This window comes from Sandarakinorhabdus cyanobacteriorum (genome assembly GCF_002251755.1).
Classification (GTDB): domain Bacteria; phylum Pseudomonadota; class Alphaproteobacteria; order Sphingomonadales; family Sphingomonadaceae; genus Sandarakinorhabdus; species Sandarakinorhabdus cyanobacteriorum.
The window spans coordinates 13,442-36,433 of sequence record NZ_NOXT01000096.1; the positions used below are offsets into that span (position 1 = coordinate 13,442).

Sequence of the window (22,992 nt, forward strand, 5' to 3'; positions counted from 1 at the left end):
GCATCAGGGGCCATGGCCTTCCCCCTGCCTGCCGCTGATCTGCCGCCCGATGTGGCGGCGCTGTTGCCGGGCGGCTGTGCGGCCGATCTGGCGGCAGCCATGGCGGCGGCCTGGGCCGAAGCGCCCTTCCTGAAAGGCCTGATGCGCGGCCGGCCGGCGACGTTGGCGCGGCTGGCCACGGCCGGGCCGCAGGCGGCGCTGGCCGATGCGCTGGCGCTGGCCGGCGATGCGGCGCAGCCGATCATGCCCCGCCTGCGCGCCGCCCGCCGCGATGTCGCGCTGATCACCGCGCTCGCCGATCTGGCCGGCCTGTGGTCGCTGGAGCAGGTGACGGCCGCCCTGTCGGACTTCACCGATCTTGCCATTGATGCCGCCATTGCCGCCGCGCTCGCCGAACGCGGTGCCGCCAACCAGGGTCTGGTGGCGCTGGCGCTGGGCAAGCTCGGCAGCCGGGAATTGAACTATTCATCGGATGCCGATCTGATCTTCATCCACGATCCCGCCGCCATCCCCTGCCGCGGCAGCGAGGATCCGGGCGAAGCGGCGGTGCGCATCGCGCGGCGGGCGGTCGCCATCCTCAATGATCTCACCCCCGATGGCTATGTCGCGCGCATCGATCTCAGGCTGCGCCCTTCAGCCGAGATCACGCCCATGTCGATCAGCGTGGCGGCGGCCGAACATTATTATCAATCCGAAGCGCTGACCTGGGAACGCGTCGCCTTCATCCGCGCCCGCGCTGTGGGTGGCGATATCGCATTGGGCCGCGCCTTCCTGGAACAGATCCGCCCGTTCGTGTGGCGGCGCAGCCTGGATTACACGGCGGTGCGCGACATCCAGTCGGTCAGTTTGCGCATCCGTGACCATTTCGAAGGTGGGCAGGCCATCGGCCCCGGTTATGATCTCAAGCGCGGGCGCGGCGGCATCCGCGAGGTGGAGTTTTTCGCCCAGATCAACCAGCTGATCTGGGGTGGGCGCGATCCGGCCTTGCGGGCGCCCGCCACGCTGGATGGCCTGGCCGCACTCGCCACTGCCGGCCATGTGAGTGCAGCGGAAGCCGCCAGCCTGGCCGATGCCTATCGCGCGCTGCGCACACTGGAACATCGGCTGCAGATGCGCCGGGATGAGCAGACCCATGCCATCCCCAGGCTCGCCGCCGACCGGCACGCCGTGGCGCGGCTGTGCGGGCTGAAGGACGGCGCGGCGCTGACCAGCCAGATCGATCGCATCACCCGGCCGGTGGCCGCCGCCTATGACCGGCTGATCCGCGCCGCCACGCCGGAGGCGACACCGGTGCCAGCCGATCCCCGCGCCTGGCTGAAGGCCAATCATCCTGGCCTTGCCAAATTGCTGCCGCCGCTGATCGCCAGCTGGCGGCAGGGCAAATATCGCGCGCTGAAGAGCGAGGCGGCGCGCGGCGATTTCGAGATCATCCTGCCCGCGCTGATCGAACGGCTTGCCGCTGCCGCTGATCCGCGTGAGGCGGCGACCCGGCTGGATGGCCTGCTGGGCAGCCTGCCGGCCGGCGCGCAGTTCATGGCGCTGCTGCGCGCCAACCCGCGGCTCGTCACCCTGCTCGGCAATCTGATCGGCATCACCCCCGTGCTGGCCGGCGCGCTGGCGCGTGATCCCGCGCTGTTCGATGTGATGCTGGCGCCCGATGCCTTCGCGCCATTGCCCGATGCCCATGCGCTGGCCGCTGATCTGGCCAGCCTGTGCCGGGGCGCGGACGGGGTGGAGGAGCATCTGGACCGCGTGCGGCACTGGACGGCGGAGCGGCGCTTCCAGCTGGGCGCCCAGTTGATCGAAGGCCACGGCGATGCGCTGGTGGTTGGCCGCAGCCTTGCCGATCTGGCCGATGCCGCCATCAGCCTGCTGCTGCCGGTGGTGGCCGCCGATTTTGCCCGCGCGCACGGCCATGTGCCTGGCGGCGAATTGATCGTGCTGGCGCTGGGCCGGCACGGCGGCCGGGCGATGACGCACGCCAGCGATCTCGATCTGGTGTTCCTGTTCAGCGGCGATCATGAAACCCTGTCAGACGGGGCGAAGCCGCTGCCGGCCAGCCAATATTTCAACCGGCTGGCGGCACGGCTGGTCACCGCCCTGTCGGTCCCCACCGCCGCCGGCGCGCTCTATGAGGTGGACACAAGGCTGCGGCCCTGGGGCGCCAAGGGCAATCTGGCGCTCTCGCTGGCCAGTTTCGCCCGCTATCAGCGCGACGAGGCGGAAAGCTGGGAGCATATGGCCCTGACCCGCGCCCGCGTGGTGGCCGGGCCGGCGGCAGCGGCGCAAGCCGTGATTGCCGACGTGCTGACCCGGCCGCGCGCGGAGGCGGCACTGCGCAGCGCCGTGTTGGCGATGCGGGCCGACATGGCGGCGGCCAAGAAGCAGCAGGGCCGCTTTGATGTGAAGCTGGCCAGCGGTGGGCTGGTTGATCTGGAATTCATTGTGCATTTCCGCCAGCTCGCCAGCGGGCGCGGCCTGCACCCCGAACTGCCGGCGGCGCTGGCCGCGCTGATTGCCGATGGCCAGTTGCCGGCCGATCTGCTGGCCGCCCATGATCTCCTTGCGCGCACCCTGATCTGGCTGCGGCTGCTGTTTGCCGGCGCCAAGGTGCCCGATGCCCTGCCCGAACCGGTGGCCGCCATCCTGGCGCGGGCGCTGGGTGCGGCAAATTTCGCCGCCCTCACGGCCCAGCTCGCCCTCGCCAGGGAACAGGTGCGCGTGGCATGGGCAGCGGTGTTCAACACAGGAGACGCGCCATGACCATGCCCCAAGCCGGCAGCCCCGCCCCCGCCTTCAGCCTGCCGGGCGACACCGGCCCGATCAGCAGCGGCGATTTTGCCGGCAAGAAATTGGTCGTCTATTTCTATCCCAAGGATGACACGCCGGGCTGCACCAACGAGGGCAAGGCGTTTTCGGCGCTGAAGGACCAGTTTGACGCTGCCGACACGGTGGTGATCGGCATTTCGCGCGACAGCGTGGCCAGCCACGCCAAGTTCCGCGCCAAGCATGGCCTGACCGTGCTGCTGGGCAGCGACGAGGGCGCCGTGACCGAGGCCTTTGGCGTGTGGGTGGAAAAATCCATGTACGGCAAGAAATATATGGGGATCGAACGCGCCACCTTCCTGATCGGCCGCGATGGCGTGGTGGCGCAGGCCTGGCCGAAGGTGAAGGTGCCCGGCCATGCCGAAGCGGTGCTGGCCGCGGCGCAGGCGCTGGCCTGACCGGCCGAAAGAGGCTGGGCACCGCGCCTGGAGCGTGCCTCGACAAGCTCGGCATGAGCGGGTTGGGATGAGACGCTGGCGCTATGCAAGCGAAAGAGGCTGGGCTGACTCAAGGCGCCCGTGGCCCCGTGCCGGGGCGCCGAATCGCCACCAGCCTCTGGGCGTCCTCGCATGACCCTGCCCGAGCGGTCTGCCCACCCGGCCCAAGTTGCCCAATCTGCAGTTACGGCCGCTGCTTCGCCGGGGTTGCGTGACCGGTGACACGATTTTTTCACAGTTCGTCGCCAGCGCCGAACGGTTGGCCGCTGGGGGGCATTTGGCCCGTTGTTCACCCCCCACCGGCCTGCTTGATAGCCGGTGTCGCCGGGACAGTCCGGGGACGAGGGGACAGCGAAGGCAAGGCCTGATCAACCGGAACAATGGTTCCGGGGTGAGACGGGTTTGACCGCCGCGACCCTCCGCACAAGAAGGGTCGCAACCGGATCATGGCGTGGCAACTGGCATCGATGGCAAAGGCGGGGCTGCTGGCCCTGGTTGCCGCTGCTGCCCCCGCCGCTGCCCAGATTGTTGCCCTTCCTGCCGCCCCGGTTTCCACTGCTGCCGCCTGCGACACGATGCTGGGTGATGACAGCGCCACCAACCCGGTGAACAGCATGGCGGCCGCCCGCCGCGAATTTCTGGCCGCGCTGGCCAATGACCGCACCGATTCGGCCGCCCTGGCCCGCATGCTGCCGCGCGCCGGCCAATCGGTCGCGACGCTGATCGGTGCGGCGCCGGCCGGCGAAGCCCGCGCCGAAGCCGTGTTGCAGCGTCTGGGCCTGGATCCGTCGCGCTTTCTGGGCACCAGCGGCGTTGGCGGCCCGTTCATCACCGCCAATGATCCGCAGGTGCGCGATCTGCAGGCCAATGCCCAGCGCATGGCCAAGGTCGCCGCCACCTTCGCCCGCATCCCGGCCTTCATGCCGGTGAACCAGTATCGCCCGTCGTCGGATTTCGGCTATCGCGCTGATCCCTTCCATGGCGGCGGCGCCTTCCACGCCGGCATCGACATGCTGGGCAGCACTGGCGATGCCATCCATGCTGCGGCCGATGGCGTGGTGGTCCGCGCCGGCTGGTGGGCCGGTTATGGCAAGGTGGTCGTGGTCGATCACGGCAACGGCATGGAAACCCGCTATGGCCACATGAGCCGCTTCCACGTGAAGGAAGGCGATGTCGTGCGCCAGGGCCAGGTGATTGGCGGCATGGGCTCCACCGGCCGTTCGACCGGCACCCATCTGCACTTTGAAATCCGTCTCGATGGCCGTCCGCTTGATCCGCAGCCGTTCATCGATCTGGCCAGTTTCGGGATCAACAGCCCGGTGAAATCACGGCCGACCGTGATCGCGCCGCTGAACTTTGCCGCCGATGAGCCGTTCGCACCCTTCGCCGAAGGCGACGAGGTGATGGCCGGCGGCCGCCGCTGGACGCCGCGCAGCGGCCGCTGAGCGCAGCCGGTTGCAACGGCAGCCAGCGCCCCTTACATTGTCGTCATGGATACGCCCCCGCGCCTGACCCCGGCTGCTGCCGCCCGTGTTGCCGCCATCGCTGCCCGCCAGGGCAAGCCCGGCCTGATGCTGCGCCTGGCCGTGGATGGCGGTGGCTGCGCCGGTTTCCAATATCGCTTTGGCCTCGAAGCCGCCCCGGCGGCCGAGGACGTGACGGTGGAAACCGATGGCGTCACCATGCTGATCGACCCTGACAGCCTGCCGTTCGTGGCCGGGGCCGAGGTCGATTATGTCGAAAAGATCGGCGCTGCCGCCTTCGAGGTGCGCAACCCCAATGCCGCGTCGGGTTGCGGCTGCGGGTCCAGCTTTTCGGTCTGACCGGCGTTACGGCTGGTTGTTGCCCTGGCGCGGGGCCGGCAGGCCCTGTTCGGCGATCATCGCCGGTGTCACCTTGTCCTTGTACTTGTTGCCGAAATTGCTGCGGACATAGTTGATCACATCGGCAATCTGCTGGTCGGTCAGATTGCCGCGGAACCAGGGCATGGCGCCCTTGCCGCCCGTGACGACCATGATCGGATAGGCGGCGGCTTCCAGCGCGCCATTCTTCGCCAGTGCCGGGATGCGCCCGGCCCCCTCACCGCCGCCGGCATTGGCCATGTGACAGGCCTGGCAGACATTTTGGTAGACTTCCGCGCCGGGATGCGGGGGCGGCGGCGCCTTGGCGGGCTTTTGCGCCAGCGCGGGCGCGGCGGCCAGGGCAGCAGCAACGAACAGGGTGAAACGCATGATCAGGCCTCCAGCGCGCGCTTGTGCAGGCGGGTGATGGCATCCAGCGACGACAGGATCGCCCCTTCCATCCAGCAGCCGACATAGGATGCATGCTCGCCGGCCAGCACCAGCCGGTTATCGACCGCGCACAGCGTTTGATAATGTTCCTTGCGGGTTTCCTCGTTCCACATGGCGCAACAGCCCAGGGTGAAGGGGCTGCGGCTCCAGGCCACGGTGGCGCCGCCGATAAACTCTTCCTTGTAGCGGCCGGGGTGGAACACGCTGCCCTGTTCCAGCGCACGCTGGATGCGCTCCTCCGGTGTCATCCCGGCGAACTTGTAGCTGGCCGGGCCAAAGGTATAGGCGCCCAGGATCACCGCCGGGCCATCGCTGTGCAGCTTGCCCGATGGATAGGAGATCATCGAAATCTCACGGTCGGTGAAGCTGATGCCGCCATAGATGGCCTCTTCCTCTTCCCAGAAGCGCCGCTTGAATTCGAGGCCGACCTTCACCGAGTTGGAATAAGGCACCGCCTTGATCGCGGCATCGAGCGCCGGGTTGCAATCCACATCGATCTGGCTGAGCACGCTGAGCGGGATGGTGCAGACGCAATAATCGGCTTCGGTGGTGCCGGTCACGCCGCTGCCGGTATCGGTGTGGGTCACCGTCACCTTGCCGCCCTGCTGGCTGATCGCGGTCACCTTCTGGTTGTATTTGATCTTGCCTTCCACCTGCTTGGCAAAACCGCGGCCGATCATGCCCATGCCGCCCACCGGCTGGAACATGGCATGCTGGTGATCGATGCTCATGTGCTGGGACACGACCCGCCAGATGCCGGAATCCAGAATGTCCTTGAAGGCGTGGGGTTCGGACGGGATCGGCTCGCCCAGCACGCCGCCGCCCTGCGGCCGATCAAAGCCGCGCCGGCGCGACGAGCGATAATTCTTGGTATATTTGAAATTCTGATCCAGCGCGCCCCATTCGCGCAGCGCCAGGCGCAGGCGGTCGGCGTCTTCCTTCGTCATCACCGAATCGAGCGCGCGGTTGTCGATCGCCTTCGACAACAGCTCGGCAACATTGCCATCCCAATCGGCATGCAGCTCGCGATAGCGCATCGGCTTGCCGCCAAAGGCCTTGGACGAATGCACCAGCGCCTGCTGGTCCATCTGGATGAAGGGCTCCAGCGCGACGCCGAAGGCCTTGCAATAATGCAGCAGGGCGCGGTGGTGATAGGGGATGCGCCACGGGCCGGGGTTGAGATAATTGCCGGGCGCAAAGCCGACCTTCTGGGTGGCGCCGCCCAGTTCGGTGTAGGTGTCCCCGCCATAGAGCGACCAGTTCCGGCCGCCGGGGCGGTTGTTGTATTCCAGGATCTGCACCTCATAGCCGGCCTTGGCCAGTTCATAGGCCGCCAGCATGCCGGCAAGCCCGGCGCCCAGCACCACCACCCGGGTGCCCGGCCGGGCGCCTTGCAGATTGGGCGGACCGGCGAACTGGGTTTCCTTGGCGTGGCCCAGCACCTCCATGGCCTGATAGAGCACGGCGGTGCCCGCCATCATGCCGATCGCCCGCAACACGTCACGCCGCGTCGGCCCTTCAAACGAACTGATCATCAGACCCCTGTTCCCCTTGGCTTGGCAAAGAGACTGCCACCGCCAAAATCGCAGCGCCAGTGCCAATGCGATGCGCTTGGCCTGCCTGCGCCGATAGTGGCGAAAAGACGGGGTTTTGGGGCCTCAATAGCCCGGGTAATCGCCCTCGGCGAAATTGTCGAACTTGGTGAACTCTTTTAGGAACCGCAGCTGCACCGTGCCAGTCGAACCATGTCTCTGTTTAGCGATGATAACCTCCGCCAAACCATTGATTTTCATATCTTTTTCGTGCCATCTGTTGTACTTTTCAGTGTCTTCAGGATCTGGCTTTTTCAAAGAGTGATAATACTCATCTCGATAAACAAACAGCACGATGTCGGCATCCTGCTCGATGGTGCCGCTTTCGCGCAGGTCGGCCAGCTGCGGCCGCTTGTCCTCGCGGTTTTCAACGGCGCGGCTCAGCTGCGACAGCGCCAGCACCGGCACGTTCAACTCCTTGGCCAGCGTCTTCAGGCCGCGGGTGATTTCGGAAATTTCCTGCACGCGGTTGTCGCTGCCGCCGGATTTGGATCCGGTGAGCAGCTGGAGATAATCGATGACGATTAAGCCGATGCCATGTTGGCGCTTCATCCGGCGGGCGCGGGTGCGCAGCGCCGCGATCGACAGGCCGGGCGTGTCGTCCACCCACAGCGGCAGGCTGGTCAGTTCCGTCGAGGCACGGGCAAGACGACCAAATTCCTCGTCGCTGATCTTGCCCTTCCGCAGAGCTTCGCCATTGACTCTCGACTGCTCTGCCAGAATGCGAGTTGCGAGCTGATCCGACGACATTTCCAAACTGAAAAAGGCCACCGGAGCGCCACTCGATTTCTCCGGGTCCACTCCTCGCTGGATATCGCCAAGATAACGCTGGGCACAGGAAAAGGCGATGTTGGTGGCAAGGCTGGTCTTGCCCATGGCCGGCCGCCCGGCGAGGATCAGCAGGTCAGACTGGTGGAGGCCGCCCATCTTTTCGTTGAGGCCGGTGAGGCCGGTCGTATAGCCCGACAGATGCCCGCCTGACCGCTTGGCGCGGTCGGCCATCTTCACCGCCTCCATCGCTGCCTCGCGGAAGCTTTTGACGGCGCCCTGCACCTCGCCGGCTTCGGCCACCTTGTAGAGCGCCATTTCGGCCGCTTCGATCTGGCGGATGGGCTCGATGTCGCGGCTGGTGTCGCTGGCTTCGGTCACCATGTCGCGCCCCACCCGGATCAGCTCGCGCAGCAAGGCCAGATCATAGATCTGGTTGGCAAAATCGCGCGCCGCCAGCAGCGCGGCGCCATTCTGGGTGAGGGTGGCGAGATAGCCGGGGCCGCCAAGCTCCTGCATGGCCGGATCGGCATCGAACAGCGGCTTCAGCGTGACCGGCGTTGCCGCCATGCCGCGCGCCGCCAGGGTGAGGATGGCGGAAAAGATGCGGCCGTGCAGCGCATCGGCGAAATGATCGGGCTTCAGCTTGGTGACGACATCCTCCACCAGCCGGTTGTCGATCATCAGCGCGCCGAGCAGGGCGGCTTCTGCCTCAAGATTCTGCGGCAGGCCGGCCAGCGGCTGGGCCGGATCAACAACGCGCAGCGTGGGAATTTGGGGGGGGAGGGTGGCCATGGCCGCTTGTCGCGCATGGCGCGATTCCACTCAAGCACCGGTGCCATATTCGTTGTGGGCGTATCTGTGGGTAAGATTGTATGGCCTGTGCAGAAGTGCCCCACCCTTGCCCATTTGCCCGGAATCGGCGTAAGGCCGCGCCCGTGACCACTACCCCCGATTATCGCGCCCGCTCTGCGGCCCGCCTTGCCGCCGTGCAGGCCCTGTACCAGCTGGAAATGCGGGGGGAGACGGTGCCGCGCCTGTTGACCGAATTCCACCAGCACCGGCTGGGCCAGGAAATCGAGGGCGCCGAATATCTCGCCGCCGATGAGCCGTTCTTTGACGATGTCGTCTCGGGCGTGGCCCGGCGCCAGGCCGAGCTGGATGAATTGATCGGTGCGGCGCTGGCCGAAGGCTGGACGCTGAACCGGCTCGACCGGCCGATGCGCGCCCTGCTGCGCGCCGCGGCCTATGAACTGGTTGCCCGCGCCGATGTGCCGGCCGCCAGTGTGATCAACGAATATGTCGATGTCGCGCATGCCTTCCACCCGGAAAAGGAAGCGCGCTTCGTCAACGGCCTGCTCGACACGCTGGCCCGCCGCGTGCGCGGCTGACCTCTTGGCGGAGCGGGAGTTCATCGCCCGCCGCCTGGCGCCCATCGCCACCAGCTTGGCCGCGCGCGGCTTGGCCGATGATGCCGCAGTGTGGACGCCGCCGCTGGGCCGCGACCTGGTGTTCACCCACGATGTGCTGGCCGCCGGCGTGCATTATCTGCCCGATGATCCGCCCGGCGATGTGGCGTGGAAGCTGCTGGCAGTGAACCTGTCGGACCTCGCCGCCATGGCCGCCACCCCGGCCGGGGTGCTGCTGGGCCTGGCCGGGCCCGATGATGCCGCCTGGCGCGATGCCTTCACGGCCGGGCTGGCGCGCGCGCTCGATCATTTCGGCGTGGCGCTGTGGGGTGGGGACACAGTGGGCGGGCTGGCCGGCCATGTGCTGGGCCTGACGGCGATCGGCTGGGTGGAACCGGGCAAGGCGCTGGGCCGGGCCGGGGCGCAGCCGGGCGATGGCCTGTGGGTTTCGGGCACGATCGGCGATGCCGGGCTGGGGCTGGCGGTGGCACAGGGGCGGGCGCCGTTTGACAAGCAGCTGCTGAACCGCTTCCGCCGGCCGATGCCGCGCCTGGCGCTGGGCCAGGCGCTGGGGGGCATCGCCACCGCCGGGATGGATGTTTCAGACGGGCTGTTGATCGATGCGCAGCGGCTGGCAGCGGCCAGCGGCGTTGGGCTGGCCATTAATCTTGATGCCGTGCCGCTGGGCGTGGCGGCGACCGGTCTTGAGGATCGGCTGGCGCGGGTGACGGCCGGTGATGATTATGAGCTGCTGTTCACCGCGCCGGCCGGCGTGGATGTTGCGGCACTGGCCGGCCGCACGCCAGTGACGCGCATCGGCGCTGTGGTGGCCGGCGCCGGCCTATCGCTCAACCACGATGGCAAACCCCTGGCCCTGCCTGACCGGCTGGGCTGGGAACATGGCTGACCGTCAATCCTCGAACCGCTGCAGCGCATCGCCGGCATAGGCGATCACCGCCAGCCACAGCCAGCCGAACATCATCGCGGTGCCGCCGGCCGGGGCCAGCGCCGCCACCCAGCGCGGGGCGCCCAGTGCCAGCAGATTGAGATCCATGGCAAAGATGAAGCTGCCAACGCTCACGGCCCAGGCACCGCTGTAGACGAGGGTGGAGCGCCGCCAGGCCAGCAGGCCGAACACGGCCGCCACATGCGGCAACTGGAACATGACGCCGGTCATGATCCAGTCGCGCGCCTGCGGATCCTTGATGCCATGGGCGGCAAAGGTGCCGAACGCCAGCGCGATGACGGCATTCAGGCAGGCAAAGGCCGGCAGGGCACGGGGGGCGGGTTTGGCAGACATGATCGGCAGAGTGCCGCCTTGCGCCGCGCTTGAAAAGCCCCCCAGCCTGTCAGGCCGCCACCGCCCGCCGCCGGCGCAGTGTCGCCCCGGTCAGGCCAAAGCCGGCAATCAGCATGGCCCAGCTTGCCGGCTCGGGCACGGTGGCGATGGTCAGGATGCCACGGCCGCCAAAACTGTCGGAGGAGCTGACATAAAAGCCCCACCGGTCGCCGGGGTTCACCGCGATCTGGAAGGCGCCACCCTGCAGGACATTGCCGGGGATATTGTCGTCGGTCAGCTGAAAGGAATTGCCGTTGAGAAACCAGCCGCCCGGATCCCAGTTGGCGGTGACGTCGCTGGTGATATGGCTCCAGCGCACGTTGATCACGCGCGCCGTCGTGGCCTGGGTGCCATAGGTCGTCACGTTGGTGAAGCCGCTGTTGATGTCGGGCGCGTTGTCGGCACCGAGAATGACGAAATAGCGGTCATCGAACGGATCGACGACAACCGAGCCGTCTCCACCATTGTCATTGGCCAGCGAGAAGGCAGCCAATGCCGGCGAAGCGGCAAAAATATTAACAATTATGGCGACCGGCAGAATCGACTTCATACGCACCCCCAAACACCGACGAGGGGGCCAGACAGTCAGGAATTTGCTGACGGCGCAACCAGGTTTTGGTTAACTGCGAATATCAATTGTAAAACCGCATCAGTTCCCGCGCCGTGATCACCCGCATGATTTCGTTGGTGCCTTCCAATATCTGGTGCACGCGCAGATCGCGGAACAATTTCTCCATCGGGAAATCCTGCAGATAGCCATAGCCGCCAAACAGCTGCAGCCCGCGATCGACGATGGCCATGCCGGCATCGGTGGCAAAGCGCTTGGCCATGGCGGCGAACATCGTCTTGTCCGGGCTGCCCGCCGTCACCTTGGCGGCGGCCTGATAGAGCAGCACGCGCGCCGCGGCGAGTTCGGTCGCCATGTCGGCCAGCTTGAACTGGGTGGCCTGGAAATCGGCAATCGCCTTGCCGAACTGCTGGCGCTGGCGGGTGTAGGCAATGGCCTCATCCAGCGCGCGTTGCGCCCCGCCCAGCGAGCAGGCGCCAATGTTGAGCCGGCCGCCGTCCAGCCCCGACATGGCAATGGCAAAGCCCTGGCCTTCGGCGCCAACCAGATTGTCCACCGGCACCCGCACGCCATCGAAATTCACCTGCGCGGTGGGCTGGGAGCGCCAGCCCATCTTGCGCTCCTGCGCACCGAACGACACGCCCGGCATGTCCTTTTCGATCACCAGGCAGGAAATGCCCTTGGGCCCATCGCCGCCGGTGCGCACCATGGTGACATAGACATCATTCACGCCGCCGCCGGAAATGAACGCCTTGGAACCCGTCACCACATAATGATCGCCATCGCGGACGGCGCGGGTCTTCAGCGCGGCGGCGTCCGATCCCGAACCGGGCTCGGTCAGGCAGTAACTGGCGATCTGGTCCATGCTGACCAGGCCGGGCAGATAGCGTGACTTGACCGCATCGCTGCCGAAACAGTCGATCATCCAGGCCGCCATGTTGTGGATGGAGATGAAGGCCGATGTGGAGGGGCAGCCGTGCGCCATCGCCTCCATGATCAGCGCCGCTTCCAGCCGGCCCAGCCCGATGCCGCCCGAAGCCTCGCTGACATAGATGGCGCCAAAGCCCAGCGCGGCGGCGGCCTGCACCACGTCTTTCGGATAATGATGCTCCTCATCCCAGCGCGCGGCGTGGGGGGTGATGGCTTCGGCCGTGAAGCGCCGCGCCACCTCCTGGATGGCTTTCTGGTCGTCGGTCAGGTCAAACTGGCTCATGGCGCTGTCATAGGGGGCTGGAAAGCGGCGTGCAAATCGTGCAACAGGCTCAAGATGAATCTTGCACCATCGACCATCGTCGATCAGCTGATCGACATTCACAGCCAGTCCATCGCCGCGCTGCGCGCCGCCCTCAAGGACTATATCGACAACGGTATCGCGCCTGATGGCAGCCAGCGTGTTCGCGGCGACTGGGCCTACCCCGAACTCAGGCTGGAATTTTCCGGTGAGCGCCGGGCGCTGCGGCCGATCCGCGCCTTTGCCCGGCTGAACCGCCCCGGCAGCTATGCCACCACCATCACCCGCCCGGCGATGTTCCGCGCCTATCTGGAGGAGCAGCTGGGCCTGCTGATGGCCGATTATGACGTGATCGTCAGCGTTGGCCGGTCAGAGGTGGAAATTCCCTACCCCTATGTGCTCGACGGCGCGGCCGATCTGAAGCTGGACGGTGTGGCGGCGGCCGAGCTGGCGCGCTATTTCCCGACGACCGAACTGCAGCAGATCGGCGACGAGCTGGTGGACGGCCTGTGGGACGAAACAAGGGTGGAGGCGCGGCCGCTGGCGCTGTTCGATGGCCCGCGCACCGATTTTTCGCTGGCCCGGCTGAAGCATTACACCGGCACCGCGCCGGAGGATTTCCAGCATTATATCCTGCTCACCAACTATCACCGCTATGTCGATGAATTCGTGCGCTGGGCCTGCCGGCAGCTGGGGCATGGTTATGACCGGCTGGCCTGCCCCGGCGGGCTCGACATCACCGCCGAAAATCCCGACGCCGAACAGGCCGCCGGCGATTTTGCCTGGCGCAAGAACCAGATGCCGGCCTGGCACCTGATCGGGCCAAACCGCACCGGCATCACGCTGGTCAACATCGGCGTGGGCCCGGCCAACGCCAAGACCATCTGTGATCACCTCGCCGTGCTGCGCCCGGAAGCCTGGCTGATGATCGGCCATTGCGGTGGCCTGCGCCCCAGCCAGGCCATTGGCGATTATGTGCTGGCCCACGCCTATTTGCGCGATGATCATGTGCTGGATGATGTGCTGCCGGCGGAAATCCCGATCCCGGCGCTGTCGGAAGTGCAGAAGGCGCTGCAGCTGGCGACCGAGAAGGTGACCGGCATGACCGGCGACGCGCTGAAGCCGCGGCTGCGCACCGGCACGGTGGTGACGACGGACGATCGCAACTGGGAACTGCGCTATTCCCAGTCATCCCTGCGCTTCAACCAGAGCCGCGCGGTCGCCATCGACATGGAATCGGCCACCATCGCCGCCCAGGGTTATCGCTTCCGCGTGCCCTATGGCACTTTCCTGTGCGTGTCGGACAAGCCGCTGCACGGCGAGATCAAGCTGCCCGGCCAGGCCAACCGTTTTTACGAAGGCGCGATTTCGGAGCATCTGCAGGTCGGCATCGAGGCGATGATGATCCTGCGCGATGAGGGCCCGGCGCTGCACAGCCGCAAGCTGCGCGCCTTTGACGAGCCGCCGTTCCGGTAACGACGAGCGCCGCCCCCTCCGTCGCCTTCGGCGCCATCTCCCCCAGAGGGGGAGGACCGGCGTCATCCTCCCCCTCTGGGGGAGGTGCCGAGCGCAGCGAGGCGGAGGGGGCTGCCCCCTCAGAGGCTCAGCCCCACCTCCGCCAGCAACGCCGCCCGCGCCGCCTTCACATCCCGCCACAGATCGGGGTTGGTCATGTCCCCCGGGCCAATCGCCTCCGGCCACCAGCGCTCCACCAGCCGCTCCAACCGGTCCGCCTTCGCGTCATCCAGCAGGAAGCGCGCATCGACCCGCGCCGGATCGGCCACCACGCGCAGGCGCAAGCAGGCCGGTCCGCCGCCATTCTGCATCGATTCGCGCACATCAACGAAATGCGCCGCCCTGATGGGGCCGTTCCCGGCGACCAGCGTGTCGAGCCAGGCCTTTACCGACACGGTCTCCTCCGCCTCCTTCGGCAGCACCAGCGCCATGCTGCCATCGGGCAGGGTGAGCAACTGGCTGTTGAACAGATAGGAGCGGATGGCATCCTCCAGACTCACGGCGCTGGCCGGCACCTCGACATAGAGGGCCTCGGGCATCAGCCGCGCCAGATCGGCCTTCAGCGCGGCGGCATCGGCAAAGGCCTGTTCGTGGGCGAACAGCACGTTGCCGTTGGCGACGGCGACCACATCATTGTGGAAGGCGCCGGCATCGATGGCGGTCTGGCTTTGCGCCACGAACAGGGCGTTTGAAACGCCGTGGCGGCGGGCGATGGCTTCGGAGGCGCGGCGGTTCTGGCGGGCGGGGAAGCGGCCGCCTTCCTCACCATAGACAAAGATTTCGAGGCCGGGCGCGTCATGGGCCGCACACAGGCGCATGAAATTGGCGGCGCCTTCATCGCCAAAGGCCGCCGGCAGGGCGGCATGCACGGCGAAGGCCGGATCGGCAAAGGCAATGGCCAATTGCGCGTGGGTTTCGGGATGCTCGATGCTGCGGTGGGCCATGCGCGACAGGTTGGCGGCGCTGATGTGGCAGCGGCCATCCGCCGTGTCGGGCGCCGGCGACACGGTGGCGGCATTGGCCGTCCACATGCTGCTGGCCGAAGCCGCGGTGGCGAACAGGCGCGGATCCTCGGCGGCGGCGCGGGCAATCACCTGTTCGTCGCTGCCAGCAAAGCCCATCTGGCGCAGAAAGCCGACATTGGGCCGGTCCAGCGGCAACAGAAAGCCCTGGGTCAGCCCGAGCCCCATGACAAAGCGCATCTTGGCGATGCCCTGCAGGGCCGCCGCACGCGGGCGGCTGGTGGCCCCGCCATGCCTGGCGCTGGCGAGATTGCCCAGCGACAGCGCGGCATAATTGTGGCTCGGCCCAATGAGGCCATCGAAGTTGATTTCGCGGATCATGGGCGCAGCCCCGTCGTGATGCTGGCGGCCAGCGTGTCGGTGGCGAGCGTTGCCACCGGAAAGGCGCAATAATCGGCGGCATAATAGGCCGAGGGCCGGTGGTTGCCGCTGGCGCCGATGCCGCCGAACGGCGCCGCCGACGACGCACCGTTGGTCGGTCGGTTCCAGTTGACGATGCCGGCGCGGCTGTGCGCCCAGAAGCGGTCAAACAGCGCCTGGTCGCCGCCGATCAGCCCGGCAGCGAGGCCAAAGCGCGTGGCATTGGCGGCCGCGATCGCCGCATCCCAATCGGCCACCCGGATGATCTGCAGCACCGGTCCAAACAGCTCGTCATCGCTGGCTGCGCAGCCTGTCATATCGATCACCGCCGGCGACAGGAACGGCCGGTCAGGCCGGGCCCGCACCAGCGGGCGCAGCACCCGGCCGCCGGCGGCCTGCAGTTGCGCCCAGCCACGCTCCAGCCCGTCGGCCGCGGCATTGGAAATCACCGGGCCCATGAAGGGCTGCGGATCATCGAACGGGCCGCCGACGATCAGACGGTCGGCCAGCGCCAGCACCGCTTCCACCAGCCGGTCATCGCCAGCCCTCAGGATCAGCCGCCGCGCATTGGTGCAGCGCTGCCCGGCCGACAGATAGGCCGATTGCACCACAGTGGCCGCCGCCGCGTCGATGTCGGCCACGTCCCCCCCCAAATCCCACGCCACCAGCGGATTGTTGCCGCCCATTTCCAGCGCCAGGATGCGGTGCGGCGTGTCGGCAAACTGGCGGGCCAGCGCGGCGCCAACATGCGCCGAGCCGGTGAACAACAGGCCATCAACATCCGCCGCGGCCAGATCACGACCGACATCGCCGCCACCATGCACGACATTCAGCACGCCTGCCGGCAGCCCAGCCTGCGCCCACAGCCGGGCCATGAAATCCCCCACCGCCGGCGTCTGCTCCGATGGCTTGAACACTATGACATTCCCGGCCAGCAGCGCCGGCACGATATGGCCATTTGGCAGATGCGCCGGGAAATTATAGGGCCCCAGCACCGCCAGCACCCCGTGTGGCTTGTGGCGCAGCATCTGCTTGACGCCGCCGGCCTCCCCGGCCTTCTCGCCGGCCCGCTCCGCCTGGGCTGCGATCGAAATCTCCACCTTGGCCGCCACGCTGGCCACCTCGGTGCGGGTTTCCCACACGGGCTTGCCGGTTTCTTCGGCAATCAGGCGCGCAAACTCCTCGGCCACCGTTTCTACCGCCGCCTTGAAGGCGCGGCAGATGGCGATGCGGTCCGCCAGCGGCGTCGCCGCCCAGCCCGGCGCTGCTGCCCGGGCCCGTGCAACGGCCTCTGCCACACCGCCGACCGGCCCGCGCCAGATCACTTCGCCGGTGCAGGGATTGGTCGAAATCAGCTCAACAGGGGGCATGGGTGATCCTCGTGCCAACCGAAAGGCCCAGCGGTGCGGCGATGCTGGCGGGCAGCCGGTCGCCTTCTAGGTTCAGCGGCGCCACAAAGGCCTGGAATTCGGCCAGCTGGCCGCTGGCGATCAGCCGGGGGGCGGCATCCTCGCCGGCGCTGTCGGCCAGGCCAGTCAGCACCGTCTCCTGCGCCTCGCGCACGCCCTTCAGGGCATCAATGTCGGCGCAAACCGTTGGGCCGCCATCGAAAATGTCCACATAATTGTCGAAACGAAAGCCTTCGGCCTCCAGCATGGCCAGCGCGGCGCGGCCCTTCACATGCGGCTGGCCGATGGCGGCGCGCGCCGCCTCGGGCAGCAGCGCGGTGTAGATCGGGTGCTTGGGCATCAGATCGGCGATGAACTGGTTGCCGTTGACGGCGTTGAACTCGTCGGCCTCCGGAAAGCTCAGCCCAAAGAATTGCCGGCCCAGCGCATCCCAGAAGGGCGAATTGCCGGCCTCGTCCATCACGCCGCGCAGCTCGGCGATCATTCGCCGGCCAAAACGGGCGCGGTGCCGGGCGATGAACAGATAACGCGCCCGCGCCAGCAACCGGCCCAGGCCGCCGCTGCGGCAATCGGGATGCAGGAACAGCCCGCCCACTTCCGACGCACCGTCATAATCGCTGGTCAAGGACAGGAACTGGATGGAAAAATTCCGCCCCAGCTCGCGGCTGGTCTGTTTCAGCGTACCAATCTTGTAGCTGTAGAACGGCCATTCGCTGCCCACCCGGCTGAACAGCATCGCGGTGCCGGCGATGCGGCCGGTGGCCACCTGTTCCAGCACCAGCAGATACAGTTCGTTGTGGGGCACGTCCTGATCCCGGCCGAAACTTGCCAGCGACCAGTCGAGCCGCCGGCCCAGCGCGGCTTCGTCGGGCGGCAGATTGGTGAAGCCGCCGCCGGTCAACCGGGCCAGCGCCAGGATGGCGGGCAGATCATCGGCGCGGGCAGCGCGCACCCGCCACAGATCTTCGGAAACGCTCATCGCACCCATCCATGTTGGGCCACGCGCATCAGCACCAGCGCGGCGAGTTTGGCGCGCTCCTCCAGCGAATCGGCGCAGAGAAATTCGTCGGCTGAGTGGATGGCGCCGCCGCGCGGGCCCAGTGTGTCGACCACGCTGAGGCCGGTGGCAGCGATATTGTTGCCATCACACACGCCGCCCGTGTCGCGCCAGCTGATGGCGAGGCCCAGCGCCGCGCCGCAGCCCTGCACCAGATCAAACAGCCGCTGCTGGTGCGCGTCCATCGGCTTGGGCGGGCGGGCAAAGCGGCCATGGACATGGATATGCACATCGTGCGCGGTGGCCACGGCGGCCACGGCGGCATTGATGCCGGCTTCGGCGCGCGCCTGCGCCATCGCGTTGCGCGGCCGCATGTTCCAGCGCAGCACCGCCAGGTCGGGCACGATGTTGTTGGGCCCGCCGCCATCGATCTTTGCCGGATTGACCGACAGATCATCCCCGGCCAGCTCTGCCAGCCGCAGCGCCAGATCGGCAGCGGCCAGCAGCGCATTGCGGCCATCGCGCGGATTGCGCCCGGCATGGGCAGCGCGGCCATGGACGGCGGCGGAGAAATTCCCCGAACCGGCGCGCCCGCCGGCCAGCGTGCCATCGGGCAGCGCCGGCTCGAACGTCAGCCCCAGGTGACAGCGGCGGGCGGCGGCATCGAGCAGCGGCGCCGAGCCGGGGGAGGACACCTCCTCATCGCTGTTCAGCACCACTTCCCAGCCGATCGCCTCGGCAAAGGGGCTGGCCTCCAGGCAGGCCAGCGCTGCCTTCATCACCGCGATGCCGCCCTTCATGTCGGCAACGCCGGGGCCGTTCAGCTTATCGGCATCCAGCCAGCGGCAGGCCTGGAACGGATGATCGGCCGCGAACACCGTGTCCATATGCCCGGTCAGCAACACCCGGATCGGCGCCTCCGGCCGCTTGATGATGTGCAGATTGTCGCCATGGGCCAGCGGCGCCTCACGGCCATCATGGCCCATCTGGCTGGCCGGCGCCGCCGGCACCCGCGCCACGCTGCCGCCCAGCGGGGCAAAGGCCGTGGCCAGCACATCGGCCATGCGCGCCAGCCCGGCCAGATTGCGGCTGCCGCTGTTGATCGCCGCCCACCCCTCGATTTCCGCCAGCAGCGCGCCGCGCTGGCCATCAAGACGGGCCAGGGCAGCGGATTCGGCAGGCGACAGGCTGTGCATCGCCGCAGGATAGCCTGTGCGATGTTGCACGGCCAGTTGTTTTTGTGATCCAAATCACAAATTTAACCGCCAGCCGGGTGAGGGGGGCAGAAAGGCACCTTGACCACGGCGAAGGAAAGCGGCCATGACGGTGACATGACCGTGGCGGCCCCATGGAGGGGACATCTTTGGCGGCCGCTGATGCAAGACTGGACGCAACAAGACCGTACCCAAGGGGACTTCATTTGAACAAATGGCGCGTCAAGTCGCTGGACTCGATTCTGGCGACCGCTGAGAAAAAATCGCTGGCCCGCTCGTTGGGCGCCTTCCAGCTGACCATGCTGGGCATCGGCGGCATCATCGGCACCGGCATCTTCGTGCTCACCGCCGAAGCCGCGCAGCTGGCCGGCCCCGGCATGCTGATCAGCTTTGTGCTCTCGGCCCTTGTCTGCGGCCTGGCGGCGCTCTGCTACGCCGAACTGGCCGCCATGGTGCCGGTGTCGGGCAGTGCCTACACCTACAGCTATGCCACCTTTGGCGAGATCCTGGCCTGGATCGTCGGCTGGGCGCTGGTGCTGGAATATGCCGTCGCGGCCTCCGCCGTGGCAGTCGGCTGGTCCGGCTACATGGTGGGCGTCATCCAGAATTTCGCCGGCATCACCTTGCCGGTGGAGCTGGTCAACGGGCCCTATGCCGGCGGCCTGATCAACCTGCCCGCCGTTGTGATCGCGCTCGCCGTCACCTGGCTGCTGGTGTTGGGCACCAAGGAAAGCGCCACCGTCAACGCCGTGCTGGTGGCGGTGAAGGTTGCGGCACTGGCGGCCTTCGTGGCGCTGGCCGTGCCGGCCGCCCAGGCCGACAAGTTCGTGCCGTTCATGCCGTTGGGCGTCACCGGCGCCATTTCGGCAGCCTCGATCATCTTCTTCGCCTTCGTCGGCTTTGACGCGGTGTCCACCGCCGCCGAAGAAACCAAGGATCCGCAGAAGAACATCCCGATCGGCCTGGTTGGCTCCCTTGTCATCTGCACCATCTTCTACATGCTGGTGGGTGCCGGCGTCATTGGCGCCTATGGCGCCCAGCCGGTGTTCGGCCCGGCCGGCGAAGCCCTCGCCCCCGGAAGCCTGGAACTGGCCGAACAGTGCAAGAGCTACGCCGAAGCCACGCTGCCGGTGGTCTGCTCCAAGGAAGCCCTGGCCCATGTGCTGCGCATGATCGGCCACCCCGGCATCGGCAACGTGCTTGGCCTCGCCGCCGGCTTCGCGCTGCCGTCCGTCGTCCTCATGATGATGTTCGCGCAAACCCGCGTGTTCTTCGTGATGAGCCGCGATGGCCTGCTGCCGGCCGCCCTGTCGAAGGTGCACCCGAAATACAAGACCCCGCACGTGGTGACGATCATCACCGGCCTGGGCGTGGCGGTTTCGGCGGCCTTCTTCCCGGTTGGCCAGCTCGCCTCGGTGTCGAACGGCGGCACGTTGTGCGCCTTCTTCTTCGTGTCCCTCGCCATCATGACCCTGCGCCGCACCGATCCGTCGCGCCGCCGCGTGTTCCGCACGCCGGCCGTGTGGCTGGTCGCCCCGCTCGCCGCGCTGGGCTGCCTGCTGCTGTTCGCCTTCCTGTCCATCGAGGCGCAGATGGTGTTCTTCGGCTGGGCCGCCATCGGCCTCGTCTTCTACTTCGTCTATGGCCGCAGCCGCTCGAACGTGGCGCGCGGCGTGACCGAAGTGGGCGAACTGAGCGCCGACGTACCGCCCCAGGGCGTGCCGCCGCTGCCGGGCATCCACACGCCAGGCGGCAAGGATGCGTAACGCGTCCTGACCCGCGCAAACGAAAAGGGCGGCCCCCGGCGGACCGCCCTTTTTCTTTGTGCCGAAAGCCCCAAACCCGCTCCTGCCGAGCTCGTCGAGGCACGCGCCACAAGTCTCCGGTCTATGCCTCGACAAGCCCGGCATGAGCGGCGTGAGACTGGCTGGATGACCCTCAGCCCAACTTGCTCGCCACCAGCGCCTGCAGGTCCGCCTCCGGCCGCGCGCCGAAGTGGCTGATCACCTCCGCCGCCGCGATGCAGCCGATGCGGGCGCAGTCGGGCAGCGGCCGGCCCTGCACCAGCCCGGCCATGAAGCCGCCGGCAAACAGGTCGCCCGCCCCGGTGGTGTCCACCACCTTTGCCACATGCTCGCCCGGCACTTCCCAATGCTGGCCGCCGCCGATCACCACCGCGCCCTTTTCGCTGCGCGTCACCACCGTGATGCATGCATGTTTGGCCAGCTCGGCCATGGCGGCATCGATGTCGTCGGTCTGATACAGCGCCTTCACCTCATTCTCGTTGCCAAAGGCCAGATCGACATGGCTGCTGAGCAGATCGCGGAAATCGCCGCGATGCCCCTCCACGCAGAACACGTCCGAAAGGGTGAAGGCGACCTTGTTGCCGGCCTCGCGCGCCACCTTGATCGCCGCCTGCATCGCGGCGCGCGGGGCGGCCGGATCCCACAGATAGCCTTCGAGATAGAGAATGCCCGACGCCGCCACCAATTCGGCATCCAGATCGGCCGCGTCCAGCTCCTGGCAGGCGCCAAGATAGGTGTTCATCGTGCGCTCGCCATCCGGCGTCACCACGATCAGGCAGCGGCCGGTGGGATTGCCAGTCGTCGCCGGCGGGGTGGCGAAATGCACGCCGGCGGCGCGGATATCATGGGTGAACACCTGGCCCAGCTGGTCGGCCGCCACCCGGCCCACAAAGCCGGTACGCGCGCCCAGCATGCGGGCCCCCACCACCGAATTGGCCGCCGAACCGCCACTGATCTCGCGCCCCGGCCCCATGGCGGCATAAAGCGCCTCCGCCTCGTCCGCCGCGATCAGGCGCGTCGAACCATGCTTGATACCGCGGCTGGAGAGGAATTCCGGCTGCTCGCTGCTGATCACGTCCACAATGGCATTGCCCATGGCCAATATGTCGAAACGGCGGTTGGCGGTCATGCAGGCTCCTGAAGCTGTCGGCTTGGCCCATAGCGCCTTGCCCCGCGCCTGCCCACCCCTTACCACATGCGCCATGGCCGCCGCCTTCATCCTCGCCTTCGCGCAATTGTGGGATGCCCCCATCCGCCGGGTGCTGCTGCGCGCGCTGCTGGTCACGCTGCTGCTGTTCGCCCTCCTCGCCTGGGCCGTGTTCACCGGCATCGGCCATATCGAAACCACCGGCTGGCCGGCCTGGCTCAAGGATTTCTGGGCCGCCGGGGCCGGGGATGCCGCCGCCGTCCTCCTCTCCATGCTGCTCACCTGGCTCGGCTTCACCAGCATCGCCACCGCCGTCATGGCCATGTGGCAGGATGAAATCATCGTCGCCGTCGAACAACGCTACTACCCCGCCGCCAGGGGCCACGCGCTCGGCTTTGGCGTCGAAATGGCCATGGGCGGCCGCGCTGCCATCCGCGTCGCCCTCATCAACGCCCTGCTGCTGCCCGCCTATCTCGTGCTGCTGTTCACCGGCATCGGGCCGCTGATCCTGTTCATCATCGCCAACGGCTGGGCCCTGGGCCGCGAATATCTCGAAGCCGTCGCCGCCCGCCACGTGGCCCTGGGCGAATCGCGCGCCTGGCCCGGCCAGCACAAGTGGGACAGCTGGGGCATCGGCTTCCTCACCGCCGGCCTGTTCGCGCTGCCCTTTCTGAACCTGATCGCCCCCCTGATGGGCGCGATGATGGCCACCCACATCTTCCACCGGGAACGGGAAGAAGAAGCGAAAGCGAAGTAGGCAGAAGTGCCTCCGGCGGGCAGGGGCGAGGCCCCTGCACCCGCTTGTTTTCCATCGGGCTCTTTTGGAGACAGGTCCGGCTACGTGGCGTTCCGCAGCAACGATTGCAGGTGGCGCAGTGCCGATAGAAATTCGGCGCTCATCGGCGCCTTGGTATTGATGTGAAGCGCTGTTCCCACGTCTGGAACTGTAAAGGCAAGATGGACCTCTACGCGGTTCTCCGAGAGAATATCGATCCCATCCAAACCGCCATAGCGGCCAAAGAGCTGGGCACCTCCAAAAACCCCTCGCCAATAGCGGCCTGA

General features: G+C 67.2%; 21 protein-coding genes. 9 read left to right on the forward strand and 12 right to left on the reverse strand.

Annotated features, from left to right (window positions below; genetic code table 11):
• Positions 1–12 precede the first annotated feature (12 nt).
• The 4 genes from CHU93_RS05810 to erpA all read left to right on the forward strand — a co-directional run bounded on the left by CHU93_RS05810 (position 13) and on the right by erpA (position 5,086).
• Positions 13–2,763 (forward strand): bifunctional [glutamine synthetase] adenylyltransferase/[glutamine synthetase]-adenylyl-L-tyrosine phosphorylase, encoded by a 2,751-nt coding sequence (locus tag CHU93_RS05810; RefSeq protein WP_094473179.1) that lies wholly within the window; start codon positions 13–15, stop codon positions 2,761–2,763.
• A gap of 2 nt (positions 2,764–2,765) precedes the next feature.
• Positions 2,766–3,224, forward strand: a complete 459-nt coding sequence (locus CHU93_RS05815) for a peroxiredoxin (RefSeq protein WP_086116095.1) — start codon at positions 2,766–2,768, stop codon at positions 3,222–3,224.
• Between the two features lie 485 nt (positions 3,225–3,709).
• Positions 3,710–4,708 (forward strand): M23 family metallopeptidase, encoded by a 999-nt coding sequence (locus CHU93_RS05820; RefSeq protein ID WP_094473180.1) that lies wholly within the window; start codon positions 3,710–3,712, stop codon positions 4,706–4,708.
• A 45-nt stretch (positions 4,709–4,753) separates the two neighbouring features.
• Positions 4,754–5,086 carry an iron-sulfur cluster insertion protein ErpA gene (gene erpA / locus CHU93_RS05825; RefSeq protein WP_086115255.1) on the forward strand — a complete coding sequence of 111 codons (333 nt, stop codon included), beginning with the start codon at positions 4,754–4,756 and terminating at the stop codon, positions 5,084–5,086.
• A gap of 6 nt (positions 5,087–5,092) precedes the next feature.
• Here the strand turns inward: erpA and CHU93_RS05830 are convergent, their stop codons facing one another.
• From CHU93_RS05830 to CHU93_RS05840, 3 genes are all read right to left on the reverse strand, one after another.
• Positions 5,093–5,494, reverse strand: coding sequence for a c-type cytochrome (locus CHU93_RS05830; protein WP_086115254.1), 402 nt, complete (start codon positions 5,492–5,494; stop codon positions 5,093–5,095).
• Positions 5,495–5,496: 2 nt separating this feature from the next.
• Positions 5,497–7,089 carry a flavin monoamine oxidase family protein gene (locus CHU93_RS05835; RefSeq protein WP_094473181.1) on the reverse strand — a complete coding sequence of 531 codons (1,593 nt, stop codon included), beginning with the start codon at positions 7,087–7,089 and terminating at the stop codon, positions 5,497–5,499.
• Positions 7,090–7,212: 123 nt separating this feature from the next.
• Complete coding sequence (locus CHU93_RS05840; RefSeq protein ID WP_094473196.1) at positions 7,213–8,709, reverse strand: replicative DNA helicase; 1,497 nt, start codon at positions 8,707–8,709, stop codon at positions 7,213–7,215.
• Positions 8,710–8,852: 143 nt separating this feature from the next.
• Between CHU93_RS05840 and nusB the strand changes: the two genes are divergently transcribed.
• Together nusB and thiL are read left to right on the forward strand one after the other, a co-directional pair.
• Positions 8,853–9,305: a transcription antitermination factor NusB gene (nusB, locus tag CHU93_RS05845; protein WP_243375303.1), complete on the forward strand. Its 453-nt coding sequence runs from the start codon at positions 8,853–8,855 to the stop codon at positions 9,303–9,305.
• A gap of 4 nt (positions 9,306–9,309) precedes the next feature.
• Positions 9,310–10,230 carry a thiamine-phosphate kinase gene (gene thiL, locus CHU93_RS05850; RefSeq protein ID WP_094473183.1) on the forward strand — a complete coding sequence of 307 codons (921 nt, stop codon included), beginning with the start codon at positions 9,310–9,312 and terminating at the stop codon, positions 10,228–10,230.
• Between the two features lie 3 nt (positions 10,231–10,233).
• Here thiL and CHU93_RS05855 read toward each other — a convergent pair whose 3' ends face one another.
• The 3 genes from CHU93_RS05855 to CHU93_RS05865 form a co-directional block, all read right to left on the reverse strand.
• Entirely contained in the window at positions 10,234–10,623 is a 390-nt protein-coding gene (locus CHU93_RS05855; RefSeq protein ID WP_086115249.1) for a DUF423 domain-containing protein, read from the reverse strand.
• A 49-nt stretch (positions 10,624–10,672) separates the two neighbouring features.
• On the reverse strand, positions 10,673–11,212 hold the full coding sequence (locus CHU93_RS17915; protein WP_094473184.1) for a PEPxxWA-CTERM sorting domain-containing protein: 540 nt from the start codon (positions 11,210–11,212) through the stop codon (positions 10,673–10,675).
• Positions 11,213–11,294: 82 nt separating this feature from the next.
• Complete coding sequence (locus CHU93_RS05865; RefSeq protein ID WP_094473185.1) at positions 11,295–12,443, reverse strand: acyl-CoA dehydrogenase family protein; 1,149 nt, start codon at positions 12,441–12,443, stop codon at positions 11,295–11,297.
• A gap of 54 nt (positions 12,444–12,497) precedes the next feature.
• Here CHU93_RS05865 and CHU93_RS05870 point away from each other — a divergent pair, with 54 nt between their 5' ends.
• Complete coding sequence (locus tag CHU93_RS05870) at positions 12,498–13,937, forward strand: AMP nucleosidase (RefSeq protein WP_094473186.1); 1,440 nt, start codon at positions 12,498–12,500, stop codon at positions 13,935–13,937.
• A 119-nt stretch (positions 13,938–14,056) separates the two neighbouring features.
• Here CHU93_RS05870 and CHU93_RS05875 read toward each other — a convergent pair whose 3' ends face one another.
• Genes CHU93_RS05875 through CHU93_RS05890 form a run of 4 tightly spaced genes read right to left on the reverse strand, consistent with a single transcriptional unit; the run spans position 14,057 to position 18,960 of the window.
• Positions 14,057–15,319 (reverse strand): N-succinylarginine dihydrolase, encoded by a 1,263-nt coding sequence (locus CHU93_RS05875; RefSeq protein ID WP_094473187.1) that lies wholly within the window; start codon positions 15,317–15,319, stop codon positions 14,057–14,059.
• Positions 15,316–16,728 (reverse strand): succinylglutamate-semialdehyde dehydrogenase, encoded by a 1,413-nt coding sequence (gene astD, locus CHU93_RS05880; RefSeq protein WP_094473188.1) that lies wholly within the window; start codon positions 16,726–16,728, stop codon positions 15,316–15,318. The genes CHU93_RS05875 and astD overlap by 4 nt, the downstream gene beginning before the upstream one ends.
• Positions 16,715–17,746, reverse strand: coding sequence for an arginine N-succinyltransferase (locus tag CHU93_RS05885; protein WP_094473189.1), 1,032 nt, complete (start codon positions 17,744–17,746; stop codon positions 16,715–16,717). The genes astD and CHU93_RS05885 overlap by 14 nt, the downstream gene beginning before the upstream one ends.
• Positions 17,743–18,960, reverse strand: a complete 1,218-nt coding sequence (locus tag CHU93_RS05890; protein WP_094473190.1) for a hydrolase — start codon at positions 18,958–18,960, stop codon at positions 17,743–17,745. Before CHU93_RS05890 ends, CHU93_RS05885 begins: the two co-directional genes overlap by 4 nt.
• Before the next feature lie 224 nt (positions 18,961–19,184).
• Here CHU93_RS05890 and CHU93_RS05895 point away from each other — a divergent pair, with 224 nt between their 5' ends.
• Complete coding sequence (locus CHU93_RS05895) at positions 19,185–20,744, forward strand: amino acid permease (RefSeq protein WP_094473191.1); 1,560 nt, start codon at positions 19,185–19,187, stop codon at positions 20,742–20,744.
• Positions 20,745–20,916: 172 nt separating this feature from the next.
• Here the strand turns inward: CHU93_RS05895 and CHU93_RS05900 are convergent, their stop codons facing one another.
• Entirely contained in the window at positions 20,917–21,912 is a 996-nt protein-coding gene (locus CHU93_RS05900) for an adenosine kinase (RefSeq protein WP_094473192.1), read from the reverse strand.
• Positions 21,913–21,985: 73 nt separating this feature from the next.
• Between CHU93_RS05900 and CHU93_RS05905 the strand changes: the two genes are divergently transcribed.
• Positions 21,986–22,687 (forward strand): EI24 domain-containing protein, encoded by a 702-nt coding sequence (locus CHU93_RS05905; RefSeq protein WP_165768620.1) that lies wholly within the window; start codon positions 21,986–21,988, stop codon positions 22,685–22,687.
• 80 nt (positions 22,688–22,767) lie between these two features.
• Here CHU93_RS05905 and CHU93_RS17715 read toward each other — a convergent pair.
• The coding region (locus CHU93_RS17715) for a hypothetical protein (RefSeq protein WP_207759233.1) at positions 22,768–22,992 on the reverse strand (225 nt) is incomplete at its 5' end.

Bases quoted from the DNA above. Each gene is read 5' to 3' on its own strand.
- CHU93_RS17915 (WP_094473184.1), bottom strand. From the start codon at position 11,212: ATGAAGTCGATTCTGCCGGTCGCCATAATTGTTAATATTTTTGCCGCT.
- CHU93_RS05905 (WP_165768620.1), top strand. From the start codon at position 21,986: ATGGCCGCCGCCTTCATCCTCGCCTTCGCGCAATTGTGGGATGCCCCC.
- CHU93_RS05830 (WP_086115254.1), bottom strand. From the start codon at position 5,494: ATGCGTTTCACCCTGTTCGTTGCTGCTGCCCTGGCCGCCGCGCCCGCG.
- CHU93_RS05855 (WP_086115249.1), bottom strand. From the start codon at position 10,623: ATGTCTGCCAAACCCGCCCCCCGTGCCCTGCCGGCCTTTGCCTGCCTG.
- CHU93_RS05840 (WP_094473196.1), bottom strand. From the start codon at position 8,709: ATGGCCACCCTCCCCCCCCAAATTCCCACGCTGCGCGTTGTTGATCCG.
- CHU93_RS05870 (WP_094473186.1), top strand. From the start codon at position 12,498: ATGAATCTTGCACCATCGACCATCGTCGATCAGCTGATCGACATTCAC.
- astD (WP_094473188.1), bottom strand. From the start codon at position 16,728: ATGCCCCCTGTTGAGCTGATTTCGACCAATCCCTGCACCGGCGAAGTG.
- CHU93_RS05820 (WP_094473180.1), top strand. From the start codon at position 3,710: ATGGCGTGGCAACTGGCATCGATGGCAAAGGCGGGGCTGCTGGCCCTG.
- CHU93_RS05810 (WP_094473179.1), top strand. From the start codon at position 13: ATGGCCTTCCCCCTGCCTGCCGCTGATCTGCCGCCCGATGTGGCGGCG.
- CHU93_RS05875 (WP_094473187.1), bottom strand. From the start codon at position 15,319: ATGATCCGCGAAATCAACTTCGATGGCCTCATTGGGCCGAGCCACAAT.
- CHU93_RS05890 (WP_094473190.1), bottom strand. From the start codon at position 18,960: ATGCACAGCCTGTCGCCTGCCGAATCCGCTGCCCTGGCCCGTCTTGAT.
- CHU93_RS05835 (WP_094473181.1), bottom strand. From the start codon at position 7,089: ATGATCAGTTCGTTTGAAGGGCCGACGCGGCGTGACGTGTTGCGGGCG.
- erpA (WP_086115255.1), top strand. From the start codon at position 4,754: ATGGATACGCCCCCGCGCCTGACCCCGGCTGCTGCCGCCCGTGTTGCC.
- CHU93_RS05900 (WP_094473192.1), bottom strand. From the start codon at position 21,912: ATGACCGCCAACCGCCGTTTCGACATATTGGCCATGGGCAATGCCATT.
- CHU93_RS05885 (WP_094473189.1), bottom strand. From the start codon at position 17,746: ATGAGCGTTTCCGAAGATCTGTGGCGGGTGCGCGCTGCCCGCGCCGAT.
- CHU93_RS05865 (WP_094473185.1), bottom strand. From the start codon at position 12,443: ATGAGCCAGTTTGACCTGACCGACGACCAGAAAGCCATCCAGGAGGTG.
- CHU93_RS05815 (WP_086116095.1), top strand. From the start codon at position 2,766: ATGCCCCAAGCCGGCAGCCCCGCCCCCGCCTTCAGCCTGCCGGGCGAC.